Raw genomic sequence first — 16,191 nt, forward strand, 5'->3', positions numbered from 1 at the left:
CGCGTGCAGGTCGGCGTGGACGTAGGCGGGGCCCGGGTGGTGGGTGCGGGCGTGCGCCAGCATCGCGTCGGAGAGGTCGGCGCCGGTGACCGTGCGGCCGGCGGCGTGCAGGTGGGCGGCGTCGCGGCCGGTGCCGCAGCCCATGTCCAGGACGCGCGGCCCGGCGCCGTACCGGCGCAGGCGGTCCTCGGCCCAGCGGCCGGCGATCCGGCCGGGGTCGGGGAAGCGGGCCTCGTACAGGGCGGGGTGGTCGGTGAGGAGGTTGCCGGTGGGAGGGCTCCCGGTCGTCACGCGATGCTCCCCGCCGGTGGAAGGCTGCCCGGTCGTCACGCGATGCTCTCCGCCGGTCGGAGACTGCCCGGTCGTCACGCGATGCCCGCCGCCGGTCGGAGACTGCCCGGTCGTCACGCGATGCTCCCCGCCGATCGGAGACTGCCCGGTCGTCACGCGATGCCCGCCGCCGGTCGGAGACTGCCCGGTCGTCACGCGATACTCCCCGCCGGCAGCAGACTGCCCGGTCGTCACGCGATGCTCCTCTGCTCGGCCGGCGCCGCGGCGGCCGGCACCGGACTGCCGGGCAGTGCGCCGCGCCGGTGCAGCCACGCCACGCCGGCCGCCGAGGCCAGCCCGAACAGCGCGCAGCACACCCACGGCAGCCATCCGGAGCCGCCCCGCTCGCCGGTGTCCATGGCCCAGCCGACGGCCGTGTTGCCGACGGCGGCGGCGACGCCCGAGACGACGTAGAAGACGCCGAAGTAGGTGCCGGTCAGCTCGGGGCGGCCGAAGCGGGGGATCAGCTCCATGACGAAGGGCGTGGCGACCATCAGACCGACGTACAGCAGGAGGGCGCCGAGCAGGACGGGGACGGCGTCGAGCCACCCGCCGGGCGCCGAGCCCGCCACGACCGCCGGGGGCAGGAACGCCAGGCCCGTCAGGGCGAGGCCGGCGGCGATCCAGCGGGACCGGCTGCCCCGCGTCTTGAGGGACCGGGTGATGCGCAGTTGGAGGGCGAGGTTGGCGAGCGTTCCGACGAGGAAGACGAGGCCGGCCGCGCCGTCCCAGCCGGTCGCCCGCCGGACGCCGTCAGGCAGCAGCAGGTAGAGCTGGCTCTCCAGGGTGAACAGGCCGACCATGGCGAGGGCGAAGGCCAGGAAGGTCCGGTTGCCGACGACCTCGCGCCAGTCCGTGAGGACGCTGCCCGCGCTGGGCTCCGCCTTCCGCGCGGGCAGCACGAGGGCCTGCGCGACGGTGAGCACCGCGAAGATCCCGGCGGCGGTGAGCGCGCAGGTGCGGAAGTCGGTCAGCAGCAGGGCGCCGCCGAGGAGCGGCCCGACCAGCGCGCCGGCGGTGGCGAACACGTTGAACAGGGCGAACGCCTCCGCCTTCCGCTCCCCCGCCTCCTGCGTGAGGTACGCCCGCACGGCCGGGTTGAACAGGGCCCCGGCGAAGCCGCTGAGGACGGACGCGGCGAGCAGCACCGGCAGCCCGTCGCCGAGGGCGAACAGCGCGAAGCCGAGGGTGCGCAGGGCGCACCCGGCGATGATCACGCCGCGGGCGCCGAGCCGGTCGGCCGCCGAACCGCCGATGAGGAACAGGCCCTGCTGGCTGAGGTTGCGCACGCCGAGGACGAGGCCGACGACGGCCGCGGACAGGCCCAGGTTCTCGCCGAGGTGGGTGGCGAGGTAGGGGACGAGGAGGTAGAAGCCGGTGTTGACGCCGAACTGGTTGACGAGCAGCAGCCGGACCGCGAGCGGGAAGCGGCGGATCTCATGCCACGTCCTCACGCGCCCCCACCTCCTCGACGCCGAGTCCGGGGCGGCCGTTCGCCCGGACGACGCCGTCGGCGCCGCCGATGCCGGTCCACGGGTCGTGGGCGAGCAGCAGATGGCCGTCGAGGTCGGCCCAGCGGGCGCGGTCGGCGAGGTGGACGGCGGGGGCCAGCCCGAGGGTGCTGGCGGTGAGGCAGCCCAGCATCAGCTCGGTGCCGCTGCCCTCGATCGCCTCCGCGACGCGCAGTGCGGCGTGGACCCCGCCGCACTTGGCGAGCTTGACGTTGATGCCGTGGACGCGTCCGGCCAGCCGGCGGGCGTCGTCGAGGCCGACGGCGTCCTCGTCGGCGATGACGGGGAGCGGGGAGCGCGCGGCGAGGGCCGCCAGGGATTCGGGGTCGCCGGGCGCGAGGGGCTGTTCGACGGCCTCCACGCCGAGGCCGGCGAACCGGGGCAGCAGGGCCTCGGCCTGCCGTCGGGTCCAGGCGCCGTTGGGGTCGAGGAGCAGCCGTACGCCGGGCGCCGCGTCCCGTACGGCCCGTACGCGCCGTACGTCGTCCTCGGGGTCGGGGGAGCCCGCCTTGACCTTGACGATCCGGAAGCCGCGCGCGGCGAGGCGGCGGGCCTCGGCCGCCGCGTGCGCGGGCGGGGTGATGCCGATGGTGCGGGCGGTGGCGGCCGCGGGGGGCTCCGGGGTGCCCAGGAGCCGGTGGACGGGGGTGTCCGCGCGCCGGCCGGCCAGGTCGAGGAGCGCGGCCTCGACGGCGGCGGTCACGGCGGGCGGGGTGCCGGGGGCGGTCGCCTCCCCGTGCCGCAGGGCGTCCAGGGCGCTCTCCGGGCCGGCGTAGCGGCCGAGGTCGACGGCGGTGAGGAGCCGCACCAGTGTGTCGGTGTCGAGGCCGTAGTACACGCTGGTGACGGCCTCGCCGTGGCCGTGCTGTCCGTCGTGTTCGACGGTCAGCCAGACGGCGTCGCGGGCCGTCATGGTGGAGCGGGAGATGCGCAGCGGCTCGGCGAGCGCGAGCCGCACGGTGCGCAGTCGGGCCTTCACGGGGTGCCCTTCCAGGAGGGGAGGTCGGTGAGCGGATCGGTCACCTTCGTGCAGCGCGCCCAGCCGGTCGCCTCCGCCGCGCGGGGGTGCGGGATCTCGACGGGCCGGGTGGCCGCGGTGGCCGGGTCGAGGCCGTGGCCGGTGGTGAAGTCGTCGTCGTAGACGGTGCCGAGGTAGCGGTGCGGGCCGTCGGGGAAGACGGTGGCGACGACCGCCCCGGGGTGGACGCGGGCGGCCCAGGCGGCGACGCGGGCGGCCGCCCCGGTGCTCCAGCCGCCCGTGACGAAGCTGGTGCGGGCCAGGGTGCGGCAGGTGTCCACGGCTTCGGCGGGGCCGACCCAGTGGACCTCGTCGAAGGCGTCGTGGGCGACGTTGCGGGGGTGGATGCTGGAGCCGAGGCCGCGCATCAGGCGGGGGCGGGCGGGCTGTCCGAAGATGGTGGAGCCGGTGGCGTCCACGCCGATGAGGCGCAGGGCGGGCCAGCGGCGGCGCAGGGGGCCGATCAGGCCGGCGCTGTGGCCTCCGGTGCCGACGCTGCACACCAGGATGTCCAGGTGGTCCAGCCGGTCGGTGAGTTCGGCGGCCAGGGAGGCGTAACCGGCGGTGTTGTCGGGGTTGTTGTACTGGTCGGGCCAGTAGGCGCCGGGCAGGTCGGTGAGCAGGTCCCGCAGCCGGGCGAGGCGGGCGGCCTGCCAGCCGCCCTGGAGCGCGGGACGGTCGACGATCTCCAGCCGCACCCCGTGGGAGCGCAGCAACTGTCGCATGGACGGTTCGAGTTCGCGGTCGCCGACCAGCACGACCGGATGGCCGAGCGCCTGCCCGGCGAAGGCGAGGCCGAGGCCGAGCGTGCCGGAGGTGGACTCCACCACCGGTGCGCCGGGCCGCAGTTCGCCGCGTTCGCGGGCGCCCAGCAGCATCGACACGGCGGCCCGTGCCTTCATGCCCCCGGCGGCGAGTCCTTCCAGCTTGGCCCAGAAGCCGGGGTGGGGGGCGGGCAGGTCGGCGGTGACCCGGACGAGGGGGGTCCGGCCGAGCAGCGCGAGCAGTTCCGGGCGCGCGGCGGGGCGTACGGCGGTGACGGTCATCGTCCACCTCCGGCCGACCGGTACCGGTGGACGGTTCCGGGGCCGCCGTCGAGCCAGAAGAAGGGGTACGGTTCCGCGCACACCGCGCTCACCCCGTGTCCGAGGAAGCGGGGCAGGACGGCGCTGCCGGTCTGGGCGAACATCACCAGTTGCTTGCCGTGTGCGAGGGCGTGCCGGCGCAGGGGTTCGAAGGTGCCGTTGCCCAGGGTCATGCCGGAGACGAGCAGCGCGTCGCAGTGGGCGGCCGCGGTGAGCGCGTCGGGGACGACCGGCTCGTCCCACTCGGTGACCCCGCCCTTGAGGTCGCAGGGGACGTAGCCGAGGCCGCGGGCGCGCAGGCCGTCCAGGAGGGAGTTGACGACGCCGACGACGAGCACGGTGGCCCCGGCCGGCAGGTCGAGCAGTCCGACGACGGCCTCGGCGCGGGCCCGGGACTTCTCCAGGGACGACCCGGCGGGCAGCGCGAGGGTGTGGGCCCCGCTGCCGGGGCCGTGCGGGGTGACGTGCATGAGGTAGGCGTCGAGCGCGGCGACCCGCACCGGTGGCAGGGGGTGGTCCAGGAGGCGGCGCACGTCGGTGCCGACGCAGTCGTCGAGGACGCTGTCGGGCAGTTCGCCGGGCTCCACCGCGCAGGAGCCGACGGCTTCGGCCAGGCGCAGGCTGAGGACCTCGTTGCGGTAGCCGGTGCCGCGCCCGTCGTGCCGTACGGCCTGGCGGGTGGTGAAGGCGACGGCGATCCGCCGGGTGGCCGGGTCGGGGCCGAGGGCGCCCGACCGGACGCGGTCGACGAGGTCGTCGTACGACGGGTGCACGAGGTCGTCGTACGACGGGTGGGCGGGGGTGCGGACGGCGGTCATCGGATCACCAGCTCCGTGCGCAGCGTGGACAGCAGGTGCTCGACGCGGGTGCGGGCGCCGAGGCCGTCGGGGTCGCCGGCCATGACGTGGCCGAGGTACTCGTTGTTGCTGCCCGCGGCCCGCACGGTGCGGCCGGGTTCGGCGAGCTCGGCCTCCAGCACGTCCTGCTCCCGGGCGAGGTGGGCGCCGTCGAGCCGGTCGAGGGTGCCGGCGCGGTCGGGGACGAGGAAGCCGATGGCGGCGCTGCGCAGCCCGGTGTCCGTGCGCCGCAGGTCGGGTGCGCGGCCCAGGGCGACGTCGACGAAGGCGGCGGCGAGGTCGACGCCGGTGACGTGGCGGACGAGTTCGGTGATGCGGTTCCCGGCGGGACGGGGGTTGACCTCGACGACGCGGGGACCGGCGGAGGTCAGTTTGATCTCGGTGTGCGCCACGACGCCGTCGGTGAGGCCGAGTGCCTTCAGCGCGTCCAGGGCGGTGTCCACGGCGGCCTCGGTGTCGGCCGAGGTGAGGGCCGCGGGGAACATGTGGCCGGTCTCGACGAAGGCGGGCGCCCCGCCGACGCTCTTGTCGGTCACGCCGACCACCTGGACCGCGCCGGCGTGCGACACGGTCTCGACGCTCACCTCGGGGCCGTCGAGCAGTTCCTCGAGCAGCACGGCGGGTTCCCGGCGCTGCCCGCGGGCGTTGACCGGGAAGTCGGCCAGGGCGCGTACGGCGTCGGCGAGCTGCTCCTCGTCGTCCACGCGGCGCACGTACATGCCGGCGCACAGGTCGACGGGTTTGACCACGAGCGGATAGCCGATCTCCCGTGCGGCGCGGGCGAGTTGCGCCCACTCCTCGTGCAGGGCGAAACGCGGGCCGGGCAGTCCGGCGTCGGCGAGGACCCGGCGGGTGGCGTCCTTGCGGCAGGCGTTGTGGACCGCTTCGGGCCCCGGGCCCGGCAGGCCGAGGTGTCCGGCGATGCGCGCGACCACCGGCAGGTAGTAGTCGCAGGAGGTGAGCACGCCGTCGAAGCCGAACACCGCGTGCAGCCGTTCGGCCTCGGCGACCAGGGTGTCGGGGTCGTTGGTGTCGGCCGTGACCACGTTGCGGGCGCCGAGCAGCGGGTGCGCCGCTCCCTCGGGTGCCGCGCGCAGGTAGTGGTGCAGGTCGCGGGTGAGGAAGGTGAACTCGTGCCCGCCTTCCCGGACGGCCCGTGGCAGCAGTCTGCTCATCGACCCGACCCAGCTCTCGACCATCAGCAGATGAGCCACGACTCCCCTTCGCTTCACATGAGTTGAGACGCGGGCGGCCCCGTGGGCCCTCGGACGGGAGGGGGCCTGGCCCTGCGCACCGACACGCTAGCGATAATCATTTTCATTTACCAGTCCCCCGTGGCCCCGGTGCACGGCGCGGCGGCACGGAACGCCGCCGGAAGGAACCCCCGACCGCGGCCGGACCGGGCCCTGTTCGGCTGTCAGTGCCCGCCCGTAGACTGACAAACCACAGAAGTACGGGCGCAGTTGACGGGGGGCCAGACATGTCCGGTGACGGGTACGGCAGATACGACCACGGTTTCCCCGTCCCACCGATGCCGTCGTCCCCGCCGCCGCCCCCGGCGGACGGCGCGCGGGCCGTCGCGGTGGCGGTGCTCAACCTCAGCGGCCTGGGGCTGGGGTACGCCTGGGCACGCCGCTGGGGCCTGATGCTGCTGTGCTGGATCGCCACCGCCGCCCTGCTCCTCGTGGCACTGCCGGCCGACCCGGACGGCGTGCCGGGCCTCGCCCTCGTCCTGTACGCCGTGTTCCTCGCCCTGGCGGCGGCGCACGGCGCGCGGGTGGGCCTGCGCGCCCGTACGGCGGGACCGGCGCCGCTGGCGCTCGTGCTGGGGCTCGTCCTGCTCGCCGTGCCGGCCGGGGGCGTCGTGCTCTACGACGACGCGCGCGACGAGGCGGTGCAGCAGATGCTGCTCGACCGGCTGGAGGAGGCCGACCGGCTGGTCGAACGATCCGGCAGACAGGCGTTCAGCATCGGCGAGGACGGCTACCGCGAGGCGCTGGACCTGTACGAGGCCCTGAGCGCCGACCATCCGGACTCCCGCGCCGCCGGCCGGGTGCCGAACAGGATGAAGACCTTCTACTCGACGGTCGGCGCCTCCTACGCGAACGGCGACAAGTGCTCCGCGATCGAGCCGCTGACCTTCCTGCGCAAGGTCCCCGACAGCATGCCCCGCACGGACCTGGGGGAGCTGGAGGAGTGGCCCGACGACCGCCTCGCCACCTCGCTGTACACCTGCGCCTCCCAGGCCCTCACGGCCGGCGACACCGGCTGGGCGACGCACTTCGGTGAGCTGCTGACCACCTTCCCCGACTCCGAGCAGGCCGCGAAGGTCGAACCGGCGGTGGGCGCCGCCGTCACCGCGGCGTCGAAGGAGCTGCGCGGCGGCGAACCGTGCACGGCGGTCGAACGGCTGCGGAGCCTGAGCTCCGACATCGACGGCCTGCCCGGCGAGGAGGCGGGCGTCGACGACACCCTCGCCCAGGACGCCGGACGGGCCACCGCCAACGCCGACTCGGGCACCTACCTGTGCGGCGTGGACCAGTACAAGGACGGCGACTTCGAAGCCGCGCAGACGACCATGAACGAGTTCGTCAAGGAGAACAAGAACAGCAAGAACCGCGCCCTCGCCCAGAAGATCGCGATCGCGGCGGAGATCGCCCAGACGGTGCCGGCCGCCGGGAAGCGCCTGCCCACGACCCGCAGCGGCGGCAGCATCTCGGTCACCGTGCAGAACGACAGCCCCGACGACATCACCGTGCTCTACACGGGCCCGGTCACCGGCAGCTTCACCCTCAAGGCCTGCGGCAGCTGCACGACCTACTCCCTCAGCAGCACCCTCTCCCCGAGCTTCGAGCCGTGCAGCAGCGGCAAGAACTACCCGGAGCGCACCATCAGCCTGCCGCCCGGCACCACGTACTTCCTGCACAAACCGCAGGGCGACAGTCTCTCCTCACCCGCCTCGGACACCGCCAAGCTCTCGTCGGGCTACATCTACACGGAGTGCGCCTACGCGACGCAGACACTGGGGTCGGACTTCTGACCGGCGGTCGCCGCCCGCCCCGGACGGTGACGGGTGCGCCGGTCAGTCCACCGGGTGACCGGGCCTGATGCCGAGGGCGTCACCGAGCCGCAGCAGGGGGGCGTCGCCGGCCCGTGCGCCCCACCGCACGGGTTCGAGGACGAAGCCGACGTGGTCGCCTCCGTCGACGCACCCCACGACCGCGCCCACGAAATGGGCCGCCGCGTCCTCCAGCACGACCGCCCCGCCGTGCCCCGGCGTCCAGCGGACCCGTTCGAACTTGTCGACCCGGTCACCGGTCTCCCCGCCGAACAGCTCGGCCAGTCCGTACTGCTGACGGGTCAGCAGATGGACGGCGAGGAAGTCCGCGGCACGGGCCACCCCGTAGGTGTGGTTGGCCTTGGACAGCCACACCACGTACCGCACCGGCCGCATGGAGCACTGCGAGGAGAACCCGACCAGGCACCCCGCCCGCTGCCCGTCCGCCGCTGCCGTGACCACGCACATCTGCGGGTCCAGCCGGTCCGTGAACGCGTCGACGTCCACCGCTCCCCCTCACTCCGGTCCTCGCGGCCGCCGGCCGTCATGTGACGCCGGGTCACCGCCTCCACCCGTCCGAGTGCCCCGCCCCGCCCGTTCGGTGCCGAGCCCCGGAAGTCGATCATTCATTTACTGGTCTCTTAAACCACCTGCGTCTCATGTGCCATACTCAGCGCGCTTGTAACACAATCCGACCGGGGGGGTCCGTGTGTACGCCTGTTCCCTGGGCGCCCCCTGCCCGGACGCGAACGCGGACCGGCTCGGCTTCCCGCCGCCTGCGGCCGGGCGGCCCGGGTCCGCCATGAGCCCGTCGGCAGCGGGCCTTCCCTCGGCATCCGCCCCGACGGCAGGCGCCTCACCAGGCGCCACACCGGCAGGCGCCCCGACGGCAGGCGCCACACCGGCAGGCACGCCGGACCCACGCCGCCCGCGCTCCCCGCGAGATACCCGCCGGTCCACCGGAGCCGGTGACGCCCGCGCACGCCGGGCCCCGTCCCGCACCGCCCCGGCGGCGGCCGTCCCGCGCCACCCGGCACACGCGTCCGCGCAACGGCCAGAACGTACGACGTACCCCCGGCTGGAGGCCCGATGAAGAGCTCCCGAACCGTCCGCGCAGCGGTGGCGGCCCTGCTGTCCGCGGTGCTGCTCACCGCCTGCTCCTCCGACGGCGCGGACAACGGGGTCCCGCGCGAGTGGATCAGCAAGACGTACACCGCGAGCGGAACGGGCTGGCTCGACGCCGACAGCGCCCCGACCAAGGTCGCCGACGCGATCCACGGCCACCGCGAGGCACTCGACCGGGCGTACGGCGACAGCATGGTGTTCCTGCGCTACGGCGACGACATGGTCACCCTCTCGCCGCAGCGGACCGGCAGCCGGATCGAGATCGAGGACTACCGCAACGGCTACCACCGGCACAGCCAGTACCTCTCCGGCTGGCCCGACCCGGACAGCTCGAGCTTCCGCGGCGGCGGCCCCGGGGAGGGCAAGTGACACCCCGCCCCCGACGACGCCCCGCGGACCTGACGACCTGATGACCTGAAGAAAGGCAACGCAGTGACCGAGATCTTCGAGTCGACCGGCCAGGCCCTGCTCTACGGAGTCGTGGGCCTCGTCGTGATGGCCGTCGGCTTCCTCGCCCTCGACCTCGTCACGCCCGGCAAGCTCTACCACGTGGTCTGGACGGACCGCAATCGCGGCGCGGCGGTGCTGCTGGGCAGCCAGTCCGTCGCCGTGGGCCTGGTCGTCATGGAGGCCATCCAGGCCAGCGAGTCCGAACTGGGCCTCGGCTACGGCCTGGTCAGCACGCTCCTCTACGGACTGGCCGGAGTGCTGGTGATGACCCTGGTCGGCATCGTGATCGGCGTGTTCACTCCCGGCCAGATGGGCGCGGTCGTCCTCGACGACAACGACGGCCGTCCGCACCCCGCCGCCTGGGTCCAGGGCGGCATGTACCTGGGGACCGCCTTCATGGTCGGCGCCGCACTCTCCTGAGCGCCCCCGTGACCACCACCCTGCACGACCGCGACACCGCGGCACCCGCCCGCCCCCCGGCCGTCCGGCACTCCCGGGGGGCCCGCTTCCTCCTGCTGCTCGCCGTCTTCCTCTGCGCCGCCTGCGGCCTGGTGTACGAACTGGCGCTCACCGCGCTGGGCAGCTACCTCATCGGCAACTCCGTACTCCAGACCTCCGTCGTCATCTCCGTGATGGTCTTCGCGATGGGCGTGGGCTCGCTCGCCGCGAAACCCCTGCGCCGCCGCCCCGTGGGGGCGTTCGCGCTGGTGGAGGGGGCGCTGGCACTGGTCGGCGGACTGTCCGTGCTGGTGCTGTACGCGGCGTTCGCCTGGCTGCGGCTCTACACCCCGGCGATGGTCGTCGTCGCCCTCGCGGTCGGGCTGCTGATCGGGGCCGAGATCCCGCTGCTCATGACGCTGCTCCAACGCATCCGGCGGCAGGAGGCGGGCAGCGCCGTCGCCGACATGTTCGCCGTCGACTACATCGGGGCGCTCGTCGGCGGCCTGTGCTTCCCGCTGGTGCTGCTGCCGACGTTCGGCCAGTTGAAGGGCGCGCTGGTGGTCGGCGCGGTCAACGCGGTGGCCGGGGTCGTCGTGGTGGTGTTCATCTTCCGCCGGCAGACCCGGCGGGTCGTCCGCGTCGGCCTGCTCTGCGGGGTCTCGGCGGTGCTGGCCGTGCTCGGCACGGCGTACGTGCTGGCCGACGACCTGGAGGTCACCGCGCGGCAGCAGATGTACCGGGACCCGATCGTCCACGCCGAGACCACCGCGTACCAGGAGATCGTCGTCACCCGCTCCACCGCCTTCACGGGCGAGCCGGACCTGCGGCTCTTCCTCAACGGCGACCTGCAGTTCAGCTCCGTCGACGAGTACCGCTACCACGAGTCGCTGGTGCACCCCGCGCTGTCGGGCGGCCGGGACAACGTGCTGATCATGGGCGGCGGCGACGGGCTCGCGCTGCGCGAGGTGCTGCGGTACGACGACGTGCGGCATGTGACGCTCGTCGAACTGGACCCGGCGATGATCCGGCTGGCGCGCGGCTTCGCACCGCTGCGCGAGCTGAACGACGGGGCCCTGGACGACCCGAGGGTCGAGGTGGTCGACGCCGACGCGTTCAACTGGCTGCGCGACGCCCGGCAGCGGTACGACGCCGTGGTCGTCGACTTCCCGGACCCGGACACGGCGGCGCTGGCCAAGCTGTACTCGGTGGAGTTCTACAGCCTGCTCGGCCAGGTGCTGACCCCGCAGAGCAAGGTGATGGTGCAGAGCGGGTCCCCGTTCTTCGCCCCGAAGACGTACTGGTCGATCGCGGCGACGATCGAGGCGGCGGGATACGCGACGACGGAGTTCCAGGTCGACGTGCCGAGCTTCGGCAACTGGGGGTTCGTCCTGGCCACCCCCGGCGACGGCGCGCCCCCGCCGCTGCGGCTGGCGTCCGACGCGCCGCCGCTGCGCTACCTCGACGACGCGGTGCTGGAGGCGGCCACGGTGTTCCCCGTCGACCGCCGCCGGGTGGACGTACGGCCGAGCACGCTGATGGATCCGGCGGTGCTGGAGTACGTGCGGAACGAGTGGCGGAACTACTGATCCCGGCCCGCTCCCGACGGACCGGCCCCGCCGCCCGACGGACCGGCCCCCCACCGTGCCGGCGGCGAGAACGCGGCGCGGGGCCGTCTCCCGCGCCGGTGCGGGGCCTGGATCCACCTGGCGCGACCGGAGGCCGGGGTACGGGTGGACGGTGCCGTACGGGCCGTCGTCCCCGGGTGCCGTCGCACCGCCGGGGACGCGGCCGGTGGCGGGTCAGCCGTTCTTGCGGGCCACCGCGCCGTAGATGCCGATCGGCGGGGTCCCCTGCCGGGGGGACTCCTCGGGACGCCAGTCCGGCACCGGCACGAGGCCGGGCTCGACCAGGGAGAAGTCGCCGAAGAAGTCCAGGATCCGGGAGTGCGACCGGAGGTTCATGGTGGCGCTGGCGCTGTTGTAGACCGCCGCGGCGTCCTCGCGCCGGTCCGCGTGGACGTCGCCCGTCGCGTGCGACAGAACGAGGTAGGAGCCGGTGGGCAGGGCGTCGCGCAGGGTGGCGACGATGCCGTCCGGGTCCTCCGCGTCGGGCACGAAGTGCAGGAGGGCCACCAGCATCAGCGCCACCGGCCGGTCGAAGTCGATGATCTTGCGCACGTCGGGGTGGTCCAGGAGGGCCCGCGGGTCGCGCACGTCGGCCAGGACGACGGAGGTGTCGGAACCCGCCATGAGCGCCCTCGAGTGGGCGCTCACGATCGGGTCGTTGTCGACGTAGGCGATCCGGGTGTCGGGCGCGATGGCGTGCGCTATCTGGTGGACGTTGGGCTCGGTGGGCAGGCCCGTGCCCACGTCGAGGATCTGCCGGACGCCGCCCTCCGCGACGACGTACCGGACGGCGCGGTGCATGAACCGCCGGTTCGCACGGACGCCGACGCGTACCTCGGGCGCGGACTTCATGAACTCCTCGGCGGCCTCCCGGTCCACCTCGTAGTTGTCCTTCCCGCCGAGGAAGTAGTCGTACATCCGGGCGGGATGGGGCTTGCTCGTGTCGATCTCGAAGGGCTGCGGGCGGCTGCCGCCGCCGCTGGGGGAGGTCATGATGCCTTGCTCCGTCCTGGACTCGCACCCGGCCACCGGCGGAACACCGCGGTGACTGACTGTCAGAACGGTATCCTGGCACGTCTCGTGGGCCGACACGTACCGGCGGACAGCGGTTCAGGCGCGTGCGGGCAGACCGGAGCCGTCGACGGTGAGGGTGCGCAGCAGACGGTCGAGGTAGACGCGCAGCCGGCCCGTCATGTCGTACGTGCTCAGCGCGAGCGCCCACTGGAGCTGGAGCCCGTCCATCACGGCGGCGATCTCGGAGGCCGTGCCCTCGCAGTCGGTGTCCGCTCTGAGTTCGCCCTGGGCGACCGCGGCGCGCAGGCTCTCGGCGACCTGATCGATGACCAGGCGGTAGCGGTGGACGAAGTACGCGTGGGCGGGGTGCCCCGTCTCGCCGGCCTCGGCGGCGAGGACGTTGAACATCTTGGTGCGTCCGGGCCGCGCCGCGTTGTACCGGGCGAGTTCGATCAACGTCTCGAAGGCTTCGACGGCGGTGTGCGGGCCCGGCGAGAAGCACCGCGCGACATCCTGCTCGTCACTGTGCCGCAGGACCGAGACGAGCAGGTCCTCCTTGCTGCGGAAGTGGTGCAGGAGACCGCCCTGGGTGATGCCGACGTCCTTGGCGATGCGCGCGAGCGAGGAGGCGTGGAAGCCCCACTGGGCGAAGTGCTCGACGGCGACGTCCAGGATCCGGGCACGGCGCTCGTCGCCCACGGCGTAACCGCCGCGCGCGACGGATCTGCGGGCTCTGGTGTCCTGCTTGCGGTCCATACCGGTCACCCTAATCCGTGCGCACGCGACGCTCGGGGGGATGTGATTCAAGCCACGAGCGAAAACCTACTACCTACTCGGTTTTTTGCTTACGGTGAGGTCGCCGGGACGGCGAGGAAGCCGTTCCCCCTGCCACTGGAGAGCTGCCATGGCCGTCATCGCCGACGCCGCGCAGAGAGCCGAGTCCCCCGCTCAGGCCTCGCCCGCCCCACCGTCCCGAGCCCCCGGAACGCTGGTTCTCGGCCTCGCCCCCGACCTGGTGCCCGAGCAGCAGCGCGGCAAGGTCTCCGGCATCGTCGGCATGATGACGTCGGTGGCGATGGTGGCGGGCACGTTCCTGGCGAACGCGTTCAGCGACAGCCTCGCCCTGGCGTTCGTCGTGCCGGCCTTCTTCGGCCTGGCCGGCGTGGTCTACCTGGCCGTGGTCATGAAGGACCGCCCGGCCGCCGCGGGCGCCTTCGCGCCGTACACGCTGCGCGAGTTCCTCCGCTCGTTCTGGGTCGACCCCCGGCGCCACCCCGACTTCGCCTGGAACTTCGCCGGCCGCTTCCTGGTCTTCGTCGGCATCTCCTGCGTGACCAGCTACCAGGTCTACTTCCTGATGGACCGGCTCGGCTACGACGGCTCCGAGGTCTCCGGCAAGATCCTCGTCAGCACGGTCGTCATGGTCGCGGCCGTCGCCGCCGGCTCGCTCCTCGGCGGTGTCCTCTCCGACCGGTCGGGCCGCCGCAAGCCGTACGTGCTCGGCTCCGCGCTCCTCCTGGCCGTCGGCCTGCTCCTGGTCGCGACGGCCTACTCCTTCCCGTTCTTCCTCGCGGCCATGGTCGTCTTCGGCTTCGGCGAGGGCCTGTACCTCTCGGTCGACGTCGCCCTCGCGGCGGCCGTCCTGCCGAACCCGGAGGAGTCCGCGAAGGACATGGGCGTGCTGAACATCGGCAACGCGCTCCCGCAGTCCCTCGTCCCCATCGCCGCCCCCGCGTTCCTCGCCATCGGAGGCGGCGCCCAGAACTACGGTGCGCTCTTCCTCTTCGGCGGCATCGCCTCCGTGCTCGGCGCCCTCGCCGTCCAGTTCATCCGCAGCGTCAAGTAAGGCAGCCCGGTCATGACATCCGCGTCCCAGGTCCGCAACGAGGGCCACCCGTACCAGAACGCCGAACTCCCGGTGGAGCAGCGGGTGGAGGACCTCCTCGCCCGTATGACGGTCGCCGAGAAGGCGGGCCAGCTCTTCCACACCATGCTGGCCATGAAGCCCGACGGCTCCACGGTCGAGAAGGGCGACCCGGGCATGGTGGCCCTGGACACCACCCACATGGTGCACGGCCAGTACCTGACCCACTTCAACCTGCTGGGCAGCCATGATCCGGCCGCCATCGCCCGCTGGCAGAACACGCTCCAGGCGATGGCCGCCGACACCCGCCTCGGCATCCCGGTCACCCTCTCCACCGACCCCCGCCACGCCTTCACCGACAACGTCGGCGCCTCCTTCGACGCCGGCGCGTTCTCGGCCTGGCCCGAGCCGCTGGGCCTGGCCGCGCTGCGCGACCCGCGGCTCGTGCACGAGTTCGCGGACACGGTGCGCCGCGAGTACCTCGCCGTCGGCTTCCGGGTCGCCCTGCACCCCCAGATCGACCTGGCGACCGAACCGCGCTGGTCACGGCAGAACGGCACGTTCGGCTCGGACGCCGCCCTCACCTCCCGGCTCGTGCGCGCCTACGTCCGCGGACTCCAGGGCGACCGGCTGGGCCGGCGGTCGGTCTCGGCCATGGTCAAGCACTTCCCCGGCGGCGGCCCCCAGAAGGACGGCGAGGACCCGCACTTCCCGCACGGCAAGGAGCAGGTCTACCCGGGCGGCATGCGCGACCTGCACCTGGAGCCGTTCAAGGCGGCGATCGACGCCGGCTGCGCGCAGATGATGCCGTACTACGGCCAGCCCGTCGGCACCGACTGGGAGGAGGTCGGCTTCGGCTTCAACAAGGACGTCGTCCAGGGGCTGCTCAGGGACCGGCTCGGCTTCGACGGCATCGTCTGCACCGACTGGGGCCTGATCACGGACGCGGAGATCTTCGGCGAGACGCACCAGGCCCGCGCCTGGGGCCTGGAGTCGCTGTCGGCGGCCGAGAAGGCGGCCCGGGTGCTGGACGCGGGCTGCGACCAGTTCGGCGGCGAGGCCTGCCCCGAACTCGTCGTGGAACTCGTCGAGTCGGGACGCGTGCCCGTGTACCGCCTCGACGCGTCCGTGCGGCGCGTCCTGCGCGAGAAGTTCGTCCTCGGCCTGTTCGACGACCCCTACGTCGACGTGGACCGGGCCGCCGAGACCGTCGGCCGCGCCGACTTCAAGGACGCCGGCGCGCGGGCCCAGCGCCGCTCGCTCACCCTGCTGACGAACGGCCGCGGGACCCTGCCGGTGACCGGACGGCCGAAGCTGTACGTGGAGAACGTCCAGGCCGCGGCGGCGGGCGCGTACGGGCAGGTGGTCGCCGACCCCGCCGACGCGGACCTGGCGGTCCTGCGGCTGCGCACCCCCTACGAGCCGCGCGCCAACAAGTTCGAGTCCTTCTTCCACTCCGGCTCCCTCGCCTTCCCCGACGAGGAGCTGAAGCAGATCCTCGGCCTGCTCGACACCGTCCCCACGGTCGTCTGCGTCAACCTGGAGCGCGCGGCCGTGATCCCGGAGATCGCCGAGCGGGCCGCCGCCCTGATCGCCGACTTCGGCGCGAGCGACGCCGCGCTCCTCGACGTGGTCTTCGGCCGGGCCAGGCCCGAGGGCCGGCTGCCCTTCGAACTCCCCCGCTCCATGGAGGCGGTCGCCGCCTCCCGGCCCGACGTCCCCGACGACACGGCGGACCCCGTCTTCCCGCACGGAGCCGGCCTCTCCCTGTGACCGGCGCCGCCGCGGACGGGCGGGCTCCACGGGGCCCGCC

At 73.5% G+C, this 16,191-nt stretch carries 14 protein-coding genes and 1 pseudogene; 6 read left to right on the forward strand and 9 right to left on the reverse strand.

Going from position 1 to position 16,191, the window contains the following annotated elements; all coding sequences use genetic code 11:
- Positions 1–24: 24 nt before the first annotated feature.
- The 6 genes and pseudogenes from ACFV9M_RS25045 to ACFV9M_RS25070 all read right to left on the reverse strand — a co-directional run.
- A pseudogene (locus ACFV9M_RS25045) lies at positions 25–603 on the reverse strand (class I SAM-dependent methyltransferase); the annotation flags it as partial.
- On the reverse strand, positions 522–1,784 hold the full coding sequence (locus ACFV9M_RS25050) for an MFS transporter (protein WP_385069143.1): 1,263 nt from the start codon (positions 1,782–1,784) through the stop codon (positions 522–524). The gene ACFV9M_RS25050 and the pseudogene ACFV9M_RS25045, both read right to left, overlap by 82 nt.
- Positions 1,768–2,820 carry a dipeptide epimerase gene (locus ACFV9M_RS25055; RefSeq protein WP_385069141.1) on the reverse strand — a complete coding sequence of 351 codons (1,053 nt, stop codon included), beginning with the start codon at positions 2,818–2,820 and terminating at the stop codon, positions 1,768–1,770. The genes ACFV9M_RS25050 and ACFV9M_RS25055 overlap by 17 nt, the downstream gene beginning before the upstream one ends.
- On the reverse strand, positions 2,817–3,905 hold the full coding sequence (locus ACFV9M_RS25060; protein WP_385069140.1) for a PLP-dependent cysteine synthase family protein: 1,089 nt from the start codon (positions 3,903–3,905) through the stop codon (positions 2,817–2,819). The genes ACFV9M_RS25055 and ACFV9M_RS25060 overlap by 4 nt, the downstream gene beginning before the upstream one ends.
- The gene (locus ACFV9M_RS25065) at positions 3,902–4,762 is read right to left on the reverse strand and encodes a Rossmann-like domain-containing protein (RefSeq protein WP_385069138.1); all 861 of its coding nucleotides are present in this window, start codon (positions 4,760–4,762) and stop codon (positions 3,902–3,904) included. Before ACFV9M_RS25065 ends, ACFV9M_RS25060 begins: the two co-directional genes overlap by 4 nt.
- Complete coding sequence (locus tag ACFV9M_RS25070; protein ID WP_385069136.1) at positions 4,759–6,015, reverse strand: ATP-grasp domain-containing protein; 1,257 nt, start codon at positions 6,013–6,015, stop codon at positions 4,759–4,761. The genes ACFV9M_RS25065 and ACFV9M_RS25070 overlap by 4 nt, the downstream gene beginning before the upstream one ends.
- 266 nt (positions 6,016–6,281) lie before the next feature.
- Between ACFV9M_RS25070 and ACFV9M_RS25075 the strand changes: the two genes are divergently transcribed.
- On the forward strand, positions 6,282–7,841 hold the full coding sequence (locus ACFV9M_RS25075; RefSeq protein ID WP_385069134.1) for a hypothetical protein: 1,560 nt from the start codon (positions 6,282–6,284) through the stop codon (positions 7,839–7,841).
- A gap of 42 nt (positions 7,842–7,883) precedes the next feature.
- Here the strand turns inward: ACFV9M_RS25075 and ACFV9M_RS25080 are convergent, their stop codons facing one another.
- Positions 7,884–8,327, reverse strand: coding sequence for a flavin reductase family protein (locus ACFV9M_RS25080; RefSeq protein WP_385069245.1), 444 nt, complete (start codon positions 8,325–8,327; stop codon positions 7,884–7,886).
- A gap of 621 nt (positions 8,328–8,948) precedes the next feature.
- Between ACFV9M_RS25080 and ACFV9M_RS25085 the strand changes: the two genes are divergently transcribed.
- From ACFV9M_RS25085 to ACFV9M_RS25095, 3 genes are all read left to right on the forward strand, one after another.
- Positions 8,949–9,353 carry a DUF4247 domain-containing protein gene (locus tag ACFV9M_RS25085; RefSeq protein ID WP_385069132.1) on the forward strand — a complete coding sequence of 135 codons (405 nt, stop codon included), beginning with the start codon at positions 8,949–8,951 and terminating at the stop codon, positions 9,351–9,353.
- A 63-nt stretch (positions 9,354–9,416) separates the two neighbouring features.
- Positions 9,417–9,854, forward strand: a complete 438-nt coding sequence (locus tag ACFV9M_RS25090; RefSeq protein WP_385069130.1) for a DUF350 domain-containing protein — start codon at positions 9,417–9,419, stop codon at positions 9,852–9,854.
- Between the two features lie 8 nt (positions 9,855–9,862).
- Positions 9,863–11,461 carry a polyamine aminopropyltransferase gene (locus ACFV9M_RS25095; protein WP_385069128.1) on the forward strand — a complete coding sequence of 533 codons (1,599 nt, stop codon included), beginning with the start codon at positions 9,863–9,865 and terminating at the stop codon, positions 11,459–11,461.
- A gap of 213 nt (positions 11,462–11,674) precedes the next feature.
- Here ACFV9M_RS25095 and ACFV9M_RS25100 read toward each other — a convergent pair whose 3' ends face one another.
- A complete protein-coding gene (locus ACFV9M_RS25100; RefSeq protein WP_385069126.1) occupies positions 11,675–12,493 on the reverse strand; it encodes an SAM-dependent methyltransferase in 819 nt (272 codons plus the stop codon).
- Positions 12,494–12,610: 117 nt separating this feature from the next.
- The gene (locus ACFV9M_RS25105; RefSeq protein WP_385069125.1) at positions 12,611–13,270 is read right to left on the reverse strand and encodes a TetR/AcrR family transcriptional regulator; all 660 of its coding nucleotides are present in this window, start codon (positions 13,268–13,270) and stop codon (positions 12,611–12,613) included.
- Between the two features lie 148 nt (positions 13,271–13,418).
- Between ACFV9M_RS25105 and ACFV9M_RS25110 the strand changes: the two genes are divergently transcribed.
- On the forward strand, positions 13,419–14,360 hold the full coding sequence (locus tag ACFV9M_RS25110) for an MFS transporter (RefSeq protein ID WP_385069124.1): 942 nt from the start codon (positions 13,419–13,421) through the stop codon (positions 14,358–14,360).
- 12 nt (positions 14,361–14,372) lie between these two features.
- Complete coding sequence (locus tag ACFV9M_RS25115) at positions 14,373–16,151, forward strand: glycoside hydrolase family 3 protein (RefSeq protein ID WP_385069122.1); 1,779 nt, start codon at positions 14,373–14,375, stop codon at positions 16,149–16,151.
- Positions 16,152–16,191 lie beyond the last annotated feature (40 nt).

The organism is Streptomyces sp. NPDC059895, from assembly GCF_042731035.1.
GTDB lineage: Bacteria > Actinomycetota > Actinomycetes > Streptomycetales > Streptomycetaceae > Streptomyces.

Bases quoted from the DNA above. Each gene is read 5' to 3' on its own strand.
- ACFV9M_RS25060 (WP_385069140.1), bottom strand. From the start codon at position 3,905: ATGACCGTCACCGCCGTACGCCCCGCCGCGCGCCCGGAACTGCTCGCG.
- ACFV9M_RS25065 (WP_385069138.1), bottom strand. From the start codon at position 4,762: ATGACCGCCGTCCGCACCCCCGCCCACCCGTCGTACGACGACCTCGTG.
- ACFV9M_RS25075 (WP_385069134.1), top strand. From the start codon at position 6,282: ATGTCCGGTGACGGGTACGGCAGATACGACCACGGTTTCCCCGTCCCA.
- ACFV9M_RS25080 (WP_385069245.1), bottom strand. From the start codon at position 8,327: ATGTGCGTGGTCACGGCAGCGGCGGACGGGCAGCGGGCGGGGTGCCTG.
- ACFV9M_RS25085 (WP_385069132.1), top strand. From the start codon at position 8,949: ATGAAGAGCTCCCGAACCGTCCGCGCAGCGGTGGCGGCCCTGCTGTCC.
- ACFV9M_RS25100 (WP_385069126.1), bottom strand. From the start codon at position 12,493: ATGACCTCCCCCAGCGGCGGCGGCAGCCGCCCGCAGCCCTTCGAGATC.
- ACFV9M_RS25105 (WP_385069125.1), bottom strand. From the start codon at position 13,270: ATGGACCGCAAGCAGGACACCAGAGCCCGCAGATCCGTCGCGCGCGGC.
- ACFV9M_RS25110 (WP_385069124.1), top strand. From the start codon at position 13,419: ATGGCCGTCATCGCCGACGCCGCGCAGAGAGCCGAGTCCCCCGCTCAG.
- ACFV9M_RS25115 (WP_385069122.1), top strand. From the start codon at position 14,373: ATGACATCCGCGTCCCAGGTCCGCAACGAGGGCCACCCGTACCAGAAC.